Raw genomic sequence first — 14,568 nt, forward strand, 5'->3', positions numbered from 1 at the left:
TTTTTGTTTACTGTTGCTTATGCTGACGCTTGGAATTTCAGCTCCGATAGGCATGCTGGCGCTGATACCCGTGTTATTTTGATTTGCTTTGCTGGTCGCTGTATCTTGGACACTTTCGATGTTAAGGTCACCCGCGACGTCAACAATCACTTGTTTACCGCTGGCATTGGCACCAATCAAATTTGTGTCTTTGCCGGAATTCAATGCCAACACTTCTCCGGCAGACACCTGAGTATTGTTGTAAATGAGACTATCGCTATTCGCGTTGCCTTTTCCTCGACTGGCTGCCAGATCAAAACTTAAACCTGTGCCCTCCCCGCCTACTCCAATAGACACGCCCATACTGGTGCTGCTGGATTTGTTTTTGCTTTGATTGGTTTCTCTATCCGCACTAGCAATCAAGTTCATATTTCGTGCGGCATCAAGTGAGAGGTTTTTATCAGCAGAAATCTGACTTCCAACTACAGTCAAATCATCCTGCGTTGCTGTGATAGTGATATCACCACCTGCCTTCACTAAACTGCCTTGGTTGTTAGTTAAGCTAGAGAGACTGGAGCTTTCACTTTTACTGCTGCCAACACTGACGCTAACTCTGACGCCTGCAGAAGTGACTGTGTCCTTTATATTTCCTGCTTTTATGGCATCCACTGTGCCTTGGCTTTCTTCTATAAGTTTCGCCCTGTTTGCATAAGTTTGTAATGCGTTGAGTGATTTATTGCGACTACCTTCGCTTTCTAACGTCGCCTGGGCAGTATCTACAACATTCTGTGCAATATTAAGAACTTTACTTTGTGCGGAAAGCGTAAAACCACTTTGCTTAAACTTAGTCTCTTGACTGCTATCACGGGTGTTTTGTCCGGCAATGATATTGACCTGTTGGGCGCTGATATCGATATTGCCTTGTGGGGCAATTACATCACTGGCTTGTTGGGTGTAGGTGCTGCCACTCTGAATGGTGACATCGCCTTCGACACTGCCCACCGTACTTCCAGTGAGGTAGGTGCTGTCGGACGTTTGTTTAGTGCTAAGTTGGCTGCTACCCAGAGAGATGCTGGTGCTGGTGGCACTGAGGCCACTCCTTCTGGTTTTTCGTTCATGATATTCATAAGCGCTGTTACTGGCGGCGGTGATGTTAACATCACCACCTGCGGTTAAAGTTGTGCCGCTATCACTGATTACGTTGCTGCCACGAATATTCAGTTCGTTGCCTGATTGAAGCGTTACCGTATCGCCACTCAGGGTACTACTGATGCTGCTATCCGACTCAAAGATGTTTCGTTCAGTTGTTGTTTTGCTGCTGAAGGTACTGCTTCTCCTTACTCTGCGTGCGGAGTCGAAGTTGCTGGTTTCCCGACCTTCTTGAATGTTGATAGCCTGCGTTGCGGTGATACTAATTGCACCGGCATTGCTGTTGATAGTGGCTGCCGTTGCCGTAAAATCATTACCTGCGTTGAAGGCAATATCACCTGTCGAGTTAATGAACGTACCGACGTCCTGTATACCACCATGACTGACATAATTTCTGGCATTGCGAACGCTGCTGTTCTGCTGAGCAACCTGTACTGTGCCAAGCGTGATGTTTTCTCCGGCGTTAATCTGTGTGCTGGCCGCTTCGCCTTGATTGACGATACTGGCGGCCATCAGGTTAACGTCGTTGCCTGCTGTCGCAATCAGGACGGCATCGGGATTGCTGACATAAAGTCCGGCAACACGGTCGATATTGGTCCGACTGAAGCGGTTGGCTCCGACACGCTGCGAACTGCTCTGTGTCGTCGTTTGAAGTGTAATGTCATTGCCAGCTTCCAACCACATTACATCAGCGGCGCTCACTTGACCGCCAATAATGTTGATATCGTTGTCAGCTTGTAACACTGTTGTCTCTGCCACCATCTGACCACCCAGGTTGTTGATGTTCTCAGCACTCAGTGCCATCAACGTGCGACCTGCAATGGTGCCTTCATTCACTAAATCATCCGTGACATTCATGGTGACCGTGTTGCCTGCCATCATACCGGTGCTTGGCTGCAAATCTTCTGATTGAGGTCTGATATACACTTGTGGAACCAGGGCTTGAGTGGTTGTGCCATCTGCGAGTGTGACAGTTTGTTCCACCAGCCAGACAATATCACTGGTGAGCTGGGCCACCTGTTCGGCGGAAAGTGCCACCCCGGGGATAAGTTGCAAGGCTTCGACTTGCGTCAGTGCTGAAGTCATCAAAGCCTGGTATTGCGCTTCATCACTGGCATGTCCATCCAGAAATCTTCGCCCTGTCAATTGGGCAACTTGTTCACGCACCAAACGTTGCTCGTAAAAGCCATCACCTAATCGTTTCTGGGTAGTAGCCGGATCAAATGCCAGTTGCTGCATCATGTAGTCTGAACTCAACCAGCTGCGATAATTGGCAAAGCGCGGATTGGTTTCAATCAAATAAGCGGCGGCAATATCTGGACTGGGCTGAAACAGGCTATTGGTAGCGACTGGCACCGTCGCTGCTTCTACACTGGTACCACTTCCAGTGACTGACGTGTGTTGTGCAAACTCAGTGGTGGATAAATTAAACGTGGTGACAACATCAGCAGGGTTATATGGGCCGAGGTGCTTAATCCTATACTTGAATCCACTGCCGCTGCCGTCATAATCATAATAGTAGACATGACCACTGGAGCGTGCCCTGATCTCACCTTGCGTATTCAGGTTTTGCAAACTGGCGCCCGTGACATCAAGCGCACCGCCAGCAATGATCTGGCTATCACTGTTGAGAATGGCACCCTCAATCGTCATATCACCGCCAGAGAAAATCTGGCCAGGTGCGGAATCAATTACCCGAGTTTCTCGTGTCACGGTGGTGCCCAGATAACGATGATATTCTCTAAAGGTATAGTTACCTGCGGTACGCCAGGAAATGCTCTCATCTCCAATTCGTGCACCAGGATAGTCGGCGGCATTCAAAATTACACTGGTATCTCTTGGCGTAAAAAGGTTAAAGCTGGCTGAGCCAATTTGCACAAGCTCCGTCACCAGATTGGCATTCAGATTCTGTAATTCGGCAACGGATAATTTCAGGTCACCCAAGGCTTCTATGGTTGAGCCCTCATTGATGAGTAGATCTGCACTTCCAACAGCTTGACCGCCATTATCCAGACGACCTGCAATGGCCAAATCACCCGCACTGAATATCAGACTATCTTCAAGATTTTCAATCGTCTCGGCACCGATATCCAGACCGTCACGTGCTGCAATTACCGCCCCCGCATCATTTACAAGCTGAGCAACCTGAATGGCTAACTGATCGGCAAAAATACTGCCTGTTTCGTGATTGATAAGCGTCTCTGCATGGATCTGTGTTTGCACACCATCCATCAGGCCCCGGTTAACAAGTGTGTCCGCCACCGAGATGTGTGTGTGATGGCCTGCTATTTCACCATTGTGGGTATTGTCGATATTGTTTGCAGCAAGCTGTAGCGATTGACTTGCCAGAATAGTGGATTGATTGGTGATATCACCACTGGTTTGTAAATCAAGATGTCTACCCGCCTGAAGCTCACCGGTATGCAAATAATCTGCAACCAGATTGATGCTAATGTCAGTGTCTGCCCTGATGCTGCCATCACTTTCCATAGCTATGACATCGAGCTGGATATCGCTTGTCGCGCTGATAGTCCCGGCATTTTGTAACATGCCATCCGCCGTGATAATCACATCGCCTGCACTTGCACCGATATCACCGGCATTTCTAACGCCAAGGCCAGCTTCCGTTCCTATCATGTGTATCTTGCCAGCGTACATACCGCCCAAAGCTGCGACATCGACAGCAAATGCCGGGGCAGAATCTGGCGCTGCATCGATGGGACTGACATGGGTTTGATTGCCAAGCTTATCGACATTGACTTGATTCAGGCCGGTGGTGATATTGAGCGAGTTGGCCCAGATACCGGCATTGACATTGACTGCTTGCGCGATCACATCAGTAAAGTTGGATTGAGAAGTATCCAGCCCACTTCCCAGAAAGTTAATACTTCCGCCGCCGACTCGATAGCCGATCAGACTGCCGCTGTTGATGATGGGAGTGCCGGTCGTCAGCGTGGCACGATTGGCATTAATAAAACCGCAACCGCTACAGCTGATGCCAGCCGGATTGGCAATCACCACCTGAGCACGACTGCCAGCCACCTCGATATAACCATTCAGATAACTGGGATGATGACTGTTCACTTCGTTCAAAATCACTTTAGCAGTGCCGGCAGCAAGATTTGGATTACCCTGAACCCAGCCACCAAGTTGGGTCTGAGTATTGTTATTGCTGTTGTTGAGGATCGCACCTTGTGATTTCACATCGAACTGCTGATAACTGTTACGCGAAACACCCGCAGCACTCGGCGTCTGAATATTCACCAACGGTAACCCGTTTGCTGTTTCAAAAATAATGGGTCTCTGATTAGCGGGTGCCGATGGATCAGCAATGATGTCGGCACTGACGACACGGCTCATCATGATAAGGCCACTTACAACCAGTATGGGAAGCAATAACAAACGAGGCTGAATCTTGTTATCCGGACAGGTGCTTGTAGATACCGCTTGTCTGCTCTTTGATGAATGACTTCCGGCATTTTCAGCAACGACCATCATCAAGCCACGCGCTTTGTTAAAAACAACCCTGAATTTATTTTTGTTCATCGTTTTTAGTCCCTTATCGCAGATGATTCAGCGAAGCTTCAATCAGAAGGTCAAATTCAAATTGAAACCTGTCGTCGTACTGGCGGTTTGAAATCCTTTGGGTTTCTTGAGTGCTTGTCCGACAAAAACGTCATAACTAAAACCGCCATACCCACCTCTGAGGCCGACAACGGCTCCGGCTAACTGCCTGCCCAATAACAAATGACTGGATGGACCACTGACTTCACCGTAATCCAGCCCCACATATACCGCCTGTCCTGACTGATAAATCAGTGCACTCAACTCGTTACGTACAAACCAGCCTCTGTCAGCACTTAAGGACCATTGACCATCAAAACCGCGAACGGTGTATCGGTTGCCAATAGAAAAACGATCCTGAGCGGTTAAGGGTGTGAAGTTATATTGCGCACGCAGCTTTGAGGAGTAATACAGTGCTTGTTCGCCCCATGGCAGGCTAATATTGAACGGCAGATTGAACGCCAAATCAGCGGTCAAAATCTCCATGCGTGAAGTACCTTCACCGAAAGCTTCTTCAGGTGCCCTGAGCGCGTTGAATGCACCTGTGCCACGCTTAAAAGCCAGGTTGTAATCCAGGACTGAACGCCCGAGATACCATGTTTGGCTGAAGCCAAGTTCCCAGCCTGCGGTGCGACGTCTCTGCACCTCAATTTCGGTGTCGTCGATATAGTTGGATGACTTTCTGAAAAAACCTCTCAGGGAAACATAGGTTTTGTTAATGGCATCCCGATAGATCAATCGACTGGCTTTAATATCCGAAGTCTTGCTGCGACCGCTATAGACGTAGGACTGATTAATGCCCGAAACCGCCTGATAGTAGTCGTAACTGGATGCTGTGGTACTGAATAACCAGTATCCGAAAGGCAGCGAGTAGTGAATCGTCTGGCCGTCTGATCCACGTTTACCTGATTCGCCGCCGCCCAGATCACGGTTGTAATTCATGTAGAACAAATCATTGAGCATGAGCAGGTTGTCACCTGACACGGTAACGCCGCCTTGATATTTGCCGGTGGAGTCAAATCCGGCATCATCTGCACTGAAGGTCACTCGAAATGGAAAGCGCTGCTGATATTGAATCAAAACATCACTTTCACCGGGCTGTGCCTCAGGTCCTTCTGCAGGTTCGATCTGGATATCAACATCTACAGTAGGTACGCGTTTAAAGTTTTCCAGGCCTTGCTCAATGTCTCGGAGGTTGAGAATATCGCCCCGTTTAATCGGAATGGCGTTCCATCGGGTCGCCCTTTTTGTCACACCCTCTGCAAACTGAATTTTTCGTACCTTGCCGGGGATGACCGTCAGGGTTAACGCACCCGAATTAAGATCTTGTGGCGCAGCCAGTACACGGGTCGTGACATAGCCCCGTGCGATGATAGCGTTCTGGATAAGACTCATCACGACGTTGATGCCCTGTGCGCCAAGGCAACGGTCTATAGCTGACGCTTCACCATCCATGACACTGGACAAGGCAAACTGAAATTCTGCCGAGCTTTCGCCTACCAGTGTGATGCTATTGATGGGAAAGCAGGGAGATTCGCTGTCTGGATAGACAAGGTTTTCTGGCAGGGAGTCCGGCGTTGGGATACGCACATCTGGTGAGATTTCTTGCTGATTTCGGAGCTGTCGCTCGCGCTCTTGTTGCAACTGCTGCTCTTGAGCGGCCCGGTCTATCACCGCAACATCTGCGTGACTTGCAAGCGCGTATAAACTCCATATAACAGACACAGCTATGCTGAAATAGCGTGGTCGTCTTCCGTGACGATAATCCATTGTTGCTTCTTAAAATCCGTTTTGGTGCGAAGATATTAGTTCAAGCACAGTCACCTGGCAATGAAAATCAAAATCGATACCAGAAAATTGTGAGTAACTTCATGAAACCTAGGTTTGATATGAAGAAATGCAAACAAACAAGCCTCTGCTAGACGTTTGACTGGATTATCTGTCGGTTGAGAAATCAGACTTGGAGCATGGCAGTTTGAGTTTGTCTGTCAACTGGTTTGAGCAAGGCTACCCATTGGCTGATATCGCTATTTATCGGGCACAAAAAAAGGCCTTGCCAGATACTGGAAAGACCTTTAAGTGTTTGTTTTAATTGGTCGGGACAGTAGGATTTGAACCTACGACCCCTTGCACCCCATGCAAGTGCGCTACCAGGCTGCGCCATGCCCCGACATAATTGTTTTAAGCCGCTGTGATGATGTCACTGGCCTAGAAAGTGCGACATCTTAACAGATGTCGCAGCCTTGCTCTACTAGTGTTTTGCCAGTCGCTGCCAGGTTGTTACTACGGTGTCTGGGTTCAGCGAGATGCTGCTGATTCCGCGATCCAGCAACCATTCTGCAAAATCAGGATGATCTGATGGGCCCTGGCCACAGATACCGACATATTTATCAGCATCACGACAGGCTTTGATTGCCATTTCCAGCATAGCAAGTACGGCTGGATTACGTTCATCAAACGAAGCAGCAACCAAGGCTGAGTCACGATCCAGCCCCAGTGTCAGTTGCGTCATGTCATTCGAGCCGATTGAGAAGCCATCGAAGTACTCGAGGAACTCCTTGGCCAGCACGGCATTGGAAGGCAGTTCACACATCATGATCAGCTTCAGATCATTCTTACCGCGTTCCAGACCATTTTCCTTGAGCAGATTGACTACGGATTCTGCCTCGGCCAGCGTACGTACAAATGGAATCATCAGTTGAACATTGGTCAGGCCCATTTCGTCGCGTACCCGCTTCATGGCTTCGATTTCAAGCTTGAAGCATTCAGCAAAATCTTCTGAGCTGTAGCGTGAAGCACCACGGAAACCAATCATCGGGTTTTCTTCATGCGGTTCAAACTGAGTGCCACCAATCAGGTTGGCATATTCGTTTGATTTGAAGTCTGACATCCGCACAATAACGTTTTCAGGATAAAACGCTGCGGCGATGGTTGAAACACCTTCTGCGATTCGGCTGATGTAGAACTCAACCGGGTCACCATACGCAGTAGTACGCTCTTTGATGATCTGCTGAATATCTGCATCCATCTGTGATGGGTTCATCAGCGCTTTAGGGTGAATGCCGATCATGTTGTTGATAATGAATTCCAGGCGTGCCAACCCCACACCTTTGTGCGGTAATTGGGCAAAGCTGAATGCCCGATCCGGATTACCAACGTTCATCATGATTTTCACCGGTAATTCTGGCATGTCGTCCAGTGATTCGATGCGGTGCTCGAACTCAAGCAGACCATTGAAAATTTCACCAACATCGCCTTGAGCACATGAGACGGTGACTTGATCGCCTTCTTTAACCTTTTCTGTGGCGTCGCCACAACCAACAACGGCTGGAATGCCGAGCTCACGTGCAATGATTGCCGCATGACAGGTTCGTCCACCACGGTTGGTTACAATTGCCGAAGCCCGTTTCATAATGGGCTCCCAGTCAGGATCTGTCATATCGGTGAGCAGCACGTCACCAGGCTGGAATTGATCCATCTGCTCCAGGCTGTTCAACAGGCGCACTCTACCCTGTCCAATCTTGCGGCCAATCGCACGGCCGGTCGCCATGACGGTGCCCTGTTCTTTCAGAATAAATTGTTCAGTGACGTTTTTGCTCTGGCTTTGAACGGTTTCCGGACGTGCTTGAACAATGTAAATGCGGCCATCATTACCATCTTTGGCCCATTCAACATCCATCGGACGCTGGTAGTGCTGTTCGATTGTCATAACCATTTTCGACAGCGCTTCGACTTCGGCATCTGTCAGGCAGAAATGTAAGCGATCAGCCTCATCAACATCGACCGTTTTTACGGGTGATTTGCTATCACCTGAATAGACCATTTTCAGCGCTTTTTGGCCAACGGTACGGCGCAGCACTGAAGGACGACCTGCTTCTAATGTCTTTTTGTGCACATAAAATTCGTCCGGGTTCACCGCGCCTTGCACGACCATTTCACCCAGACCATAGCTGCCAGTGACAAATACAACTTCACGGAAACCACTCTCGGTATCCAGTGAAAATGCCACACCGGCGCTGGCCAGATCAGAACGAATCATTTTTTGGATGCCCGCTGACAGCGCGACTTCGCTGTGTTCAAACCCCTGATGCTCACGATAGGCAATCGCACGGTCGTTAAACAGTGAAGCAAATACCTCACGAATCGCGAATTTGATGTTATCCAGGCCTGAAACATTCAGGAAGGTTTCTTGCTGACCTGCAAATGAGGCATCCGGTAAATCTTCTGCTGTAGCCGATGAGCGAACCGCCCAGCTGGTTTCTGTGCCGTACTCTTTCTCCAGAGCGAGGAAGGCTTCATCAATGGCTGCTTCCATCTTTTCAGGAAAAGGTATGGTCATGATCCAGTCACGGATCTGCTGGCCTGTTTGACGCAGTGCTACGACATCATCGACGTCCAGGTCACGTAATTTGTCGTTGATTTTTTCCTGCAGGCCGTCGTGTAACAGAAACTCCCTGTAAGCATCAGCGGTAGTGGCAAAGCCACCGGGCACGGAAACACCAAGTGGTGCAAGATTTTGTAGCATTTCACCAAGAGAGGCGTTTTTACCGCCTACTCTGGGTACATCTTCCATGCACAGCTTATCTAGGGAAATAACATATTCGGTCATGACTACTACCTTGGTTTTTTGAAATTGTTAAACGTGATGGTCGACTCTCGAATACGCTCACGAGCAAGTCCCAGCGAACGTACCACACGACTGGATATTTCTTCGATTGAGGTGTTTGTGGTGTCAAATACCGGGATGTTCACCTTCTCGAACATCGCCATGGCCTTACTGAGTTCAGCCTGACAGATTTCCAGCGACGAATAATCACTGTCCGGTCGTCGCTGTCGACGTATCCGACTCAACGGCACAGGTTTTATGGTCAAGCCTGCCAATTTATGCTGATGAATTCTGAGGTATTCAGGTAATTGCTCAGCTTCGAAATCTTCGGGTGTCAAAGGATAATTCGCCACTTTTAATGAAAAGTTCATCGCCAGATACAAACTGGTCGGTGTTTTACCACAACGTGACACTCCTGCAAGAATCACATCAGCTTCTTCATATTGATCAGTCTAACGCCATCATCATGAGTCAGAGAGTAATCAATGGCATCCAATCGCCGCTGATAAGTGGTATCGCTGATCGTAATCCGCGAAACGCCCTTACGCGATGATTCCATCCCAAAAAAATTTTCCATTGCCCCGATAAAACCGTGAAACAGGCTAATTACATAACCGTCACAGCTCTCCAGTATGTACTGGGACTCGTCTTGAACAAGTGTGCTGAAGATCAAAGGCTGATATTTTGATTTAGCACTGACTGCATTGATCTGATCGCGCGCGTCTTCGACTTTTTCCGGGGTATCAATGAACGACAAAGTCACGGTTTCAAATTCAATATTTGGAAACTGCGCCAACAGGCACTTTCCATAGGATTCCGCGGTTAACCCCGTCTCATCAGAGACGAAAAAAACGTTTCGAACTTCATTGCTGGTGTTTTCTGAGATGTCGCTCATCCGCTAATGATGTGCTGAAACGATGCCGTTGATCAACAAAAATTTATGTCTCTGTTACCTCTAACAAATAGCCATCTGGCCGAAAAGCGCATAATTTTGTCACATTTGTGTGCGAAAATCAGCAAGCAGGTCAATCACACTTGCAGTTGTACAGCAAAAGCTTGCTCGCAAGACAATGCCAAAGCTTTAACGACCGGACATAGATGCTGTCTCAGCAGTACTCCAATGCCCTAATTACTCAGAAATTTATTGCGCTGCCTGCGGGTCCGTACCTTCAAACAGCGCCACACCGTTACGTCCAGCCGCTTTGACTTGATACAGCGCAGTGTCGGCTTTTTTCATCAAGGACTGAATATCTTCATCTGCAGGCGGTTGATACATGGCAACACCGACGCTCATCGTCAAATTGAACTGCAAATCGCCGAGAGAAAATGTTTCTGCTACCAGCTGACCAAGATGCTGCGCCACTTTAACTGCGGTATTGGCATCTTTGACCTCAGACAGCAATACCACAAACTCATCGCCTCCAAAGCGACTCAGGGTGTCTGATGCGCGCAGGCCTTTCAGCATTTGCCGTGCGGCATATTTGATGACTTCATCTCCAGCATCGTGGCCATGTGTATCGTTGATGGCTTTGAAATGATCCAAATCCACAAACATCAATGCAAATGGTTGCTTGTCACGCCGGGATCGAATGAAGTTGTAGCGCAAACGTTCTTCAAATAATCGCCGGTTTGGCAGACCGGTCAATACATCGTAAAACGCCAGCGTTCTGATACGTTCCTCTTCCTGTTTACGCGCGCTGATATCTTCGATTTGACTGACAAAATGCACCGGCTGACCTTCACTGTTTCTCACCAGGGATACGCTCAACAAGGCATAAATCACATCACCAGACTTGGTGAGATAGCGTTTTTCCATTTGGTAATGTCTAATTTCGCCCGAGATCAGACGACGCACTTGCTCAAGGTCGAGGCCGAGGTCATCTGGATGCGTCAACTCCATGAAGGTTCGTTGCAATAGCTCGCTCTCGCTGTAGCCCAGAATCTGACACAGCGCGTGGTTAACATCAATCCACTCCCCATGCAGTCCGACCAGAGCCATACCAATTGGGGCAGTTTCAAAGGCATCCCGGAACTGAGCTTCACTCTGCAGTAATGCCAGCTCAAGAGTTTTTTGCTGCGTCATATCGGTTTGTGTGCCTACTGCACGTATTGCCTTACCCTTACTGTTCCATTCAACGACCACCCCTCGGACAAGGAGCCATTTCCAATGGCCATCCTTGCAAAGTTGCCGATGGACGCTGCGATAATTGGGTTCGGCATTGCTCAACATTGCAGAGATTGAGCGTAGCACCTCAGGACGGTCATCCGGATGGACTCGTGCAGTCCAGTCATCAGGGTTTTGGCTGAATTCCTGTGTGGTATAGCCAAGCATATGCGCGAGTGGCGCACTGAAAGTAACGCGATGCTCCGGAATTGACCAATCCCAAACGCCATCGCCAACCCCTTCCAGTGCATGCCGCCAGCGAGCTTCTGTTTCTGCAAGCTGAACCTGATATTGCCACTCATCAGTAATGTCGTAGTTCACGGCAATCAATCGTCCGGCATGGCCTTCATGTCGATGAATTTCCCCAACCGAGCGGAGCATTTTTCTCTGTCCTGATGGAGTATTTATGCGGAACTGCATATTGAATCTGGAGTGCTGGGGATTGGCGATCACTGCGCGCAATTCCGAAAGTACACGCTGGCGGTCATCTTTATGTACCAAGGATTGCCAGCTTGACACCGGAATAGCAGTTTCGGACGTGCCCAACTCATAAAGCTCATTCATGCCCTCGTCCCAGAAAACACTGTCACTGCCGATTAACCAGTCTGAAATACCGATTTGTGCGGCATCATTGGCAAGCTTGAGTCGTTCCTGGCTTTGATTAAAGGCCTCGGTCATTTCCCTTGCTCGTATGATGGCATTGGTCCGACTGACACTGATAAAGCCAAACAGGGTGGCGAATAACAAGGTAACAATCACAGCGGCACTGGCGTTTCTGTTGGCGAGACGTAAATCCAGTTTCGCTTCAAATTCAGGCATGCTGTCCGCCTTGAACAGCCACTTCCGGCCAGCCACATCCATCGTCCTCTGTACGGTGTAGACTGCACGTTCCAATCGCGTCGACTCGCCATACATCAGCTCATCGGTGTTAACTTCTTCTCCGTCAAAGATACGCAGCTTCATCATTCCGTTGTATCGATCAAGCTCGCCTCTCAGCAAATCCTTGACTCGAAAAACCGCATAGACCCAGCCTCTGAGTGACTCTCGTCTCTCGGTGACCGAATATCGTTCTTCCACTGGAATATCATACAAAGGCAAATACATCAGAATGCCTGCTTCGGTTATCTGCTCGACATCCTGAGCATCGGCACTATCCTGGAACAATTTAACCCGACCCGAAATTACCGGCTCTCCGCTGTCTCTGGCGGTTTGCATGGCTTCACGACGGCGGGCTTCAGAATACATATCAAAACCGAGTGCCCTGATGTTCTTTCCGGTAAAAGGCTCCAGATAAACAATCGCGGTGTACATTTCCCGCTCGCCCTCAGGCAATACGGCATAGTCTGGAAAACCCTCGGCTCGCATAGCCTCAAGGTGATCCTGCATCCGGTCAGCAGGCACAACCTTACTCAGTCCAACCCCTTGTATTCCAGGGTAGAACTGATCCAGTTTGAGTTTACTGACAAAAATCCTGAACTCATCCCTGGTGACATCGTCTGATGCTTCAAACAGCCCTTGAGCTGCACGCAACACTTGTTGATAGGCGCTCACTTTATTGACGACTCGAGCCTTGAGTTCTCTAAATTCAATTTCAAACTCGGCTTCCAGTTGCTGCTTGGCCAATGCTTTACCTTTGTCATATAGCACGTAGCTGGTGCCAAAGCCGGTCATCAGTGTAAATAGCACTATGATCAGTGCCTGACTGTATTGCCTCATTAACGATTGCATTGTGTTTTTGTCCATGTGTCTTAATCCTGGCAGCACTCAATTCAAGTCATTCCTGAACACGCTGCCCGATCCCGATCTGTTACCTGATACTTCCCTGTCTAGTCTTTAAGTTTGAAAACACCTTTGTTTGATGTAATCAGATTCATTACCTCATCGGCAGCCATTGGTTTACTAAAATAGTAGCCCTGAAGCTGCTCGCATTGCTGCTGCCTGAGAAACTCGATTTGCTGGATTGTTTCTACACCTTCGGCAATGGTCGTGAAACCAAGACTTTTGGCCATTACGATAATTGCTACGACAATCGCCTCATCTTCGGTGTTGTGGCCGATATCCCTGACAAAGGACTGATCGATTTTCAATTTATGCAGAGGAAATCGCTTAAGATAATTCAATGATGAATAGCCGGTACCAAAATCATCAATCGATAAGGTGACGCCGAGACTGTGCAACTGTTGCAGCAGTTGAACCGTATTCGCGGTATTATCCATCGCGATACCTTCCGTCAGCTCCAATTCAAGCAGCGCTGGATCAAGCTTGTATCGTCTCAATACATCTCGAACGGTCTCAAATAGCGTTTGTGTCCTGAATTGTTCGACGGATAAGTTCACAGCCACCGGCACGACTTTAAATCCAGCTGCCTGCCACTGGCTGATCTGTCGTGCCGCTTCGTCGAGCACCCAATCACCAATTTCAACAATCAAACCGCTTTCTTCAGCTAGGGGGATAAACTGACCAGGAGGTACCATGCCACGCTCTGGATGCTGCCAACGGATCAGTGCTTCAAGACCAATGAGTGCGCCAGTGTTGGCATCGACCTGAGGCTGATAGTGCAACAGTAATTGTTTTTGCTCTATTGCACTGCGCAGCTCATTTTCAATTTGCAAGGTCTGTTGCGCTTGTTCCTGCATTTGCCGGGTAAAGAACTGAAAGGTTTTTCGACCTTGCTGTTTCGCTCGAAACACTGCGGCATCTGCTGCCTGGAGCAATAGCTCAAAGCTTTTTCCATCCTGCGGAAACTGAGCGATGCCAATACTCGCCGTCAAGGTCAGTTGGTGGCCGTTTACCTGAACAGGTTGCGAGATAATTTCAAGTAAATCACGGGCCATATGCGCTGCATTCTCAGTGTCTGAATCTGGCACAAGAATGATGAATTCATCGCCGCCTTGACGGCAAACCATGGCGTTACGGATGACAGAAGCCGTAATTCGCTGTGCTAATTGCTTGAGAAACTCATCGCCAAAGCTTGGCCCAAGTGAATCATTCACAAACTTGAATCTATCAAGCTGAATCAACGAATAACAGTACTGGCAGGCTGCGAATTGTTTAATCAAGCTGGCCGAGGATTTGCTCTGCACGCTCACGTAACATCGCCATGTCG

The 14,568-nt window shown here is 48.7% G+C and carries 5 protein-coding genes, 1 tRNA gene and 1 pseudogene; all 7 read right to left on the minus strand.

The window, feature by feature from the left end; all coding sequences use genetic code 11:
* Positions 1–4,674: hemagglutinin repeat-containing protein (locus MPL1_RS08170; protein WP_009726656.1), on the minus strand; the 4,674-nt coding region annotated here is incomplete at its 3' end.
* 42 nt (positions 4,675–4,716) lie between these two features.
* Positions 4,717–6,462, minus strand: coding sequence for a ShlB/FhaC/HecB family hemolysin secretion/activation protein (locus tag MPL1_RS08175; protein ID WP_009726657.1), 1,746 nt, complete (start codon positions 6,460–6,462; stop codon positions 4,717–4,719).
* A gap of 323 nt (positions 6,463–6,785) precedes the next feature.
* Positions 6,786–6,862: transfer RNA gene (locus tag MPL1_RS08180), tRNA-Pro, on the minus strand.
* A gap of 81 nt (positions 6,863–6,943) precedes the next feature.
* Positions 6,944–9,301 carry a phosphoenolpyruvate synthase gene (gene ppsA, locus MPL1_RS08185; RefSeq protein ID WP_009726658.1) on the minus strand — a complete coding sequence of 786 codons (2,358 nt, stop codon included), beginning with the start codon at positions 9,299–9,301 and terminating at the stop codon, positions 6,944–6,946.
* A 5-nt stretch (positions 9,302–9,306) separates the two neighbouring features.
* Positions 9,307–10,193, minus strand: a pseudogene (locus MPL1_RS14470) (pyruvate, water dikinase regulatory protein).
* 246 nt (positions 10,194–10,439) lie between these two features.
* Entirely contained in the window at positions 10,440–13,205 is a 2,766-nt protein-coding gene (locus MPL1_RS13285; protein ID WP_009726659.1) for a sensor domain-containing diguanylate cyclase, read from the minus strand.
* A gap of 83 nt (positions 13,206–13,288) precedes the next feature.
* Positions 13,289–14,568, minus strand: a 1,280-nt coding sequence (locus MPL1_RS08200; protein ID WP_009726660.1) for a putative bifunctional diguanylate cyclase/phosphodiesterase, incomplete at its 5' end; no start/stop codon positions are given.

Source organism: Methylophaga lonarensis MPL (assembly GCF_000349205.1).
Taxonomy (GTDB): Bacteria; Pseudomonadota; Gammaproteobacteria; order Nitrosococcales; family Methylophagaceae; genus Methylophaga; species Methylophaga lonarensis.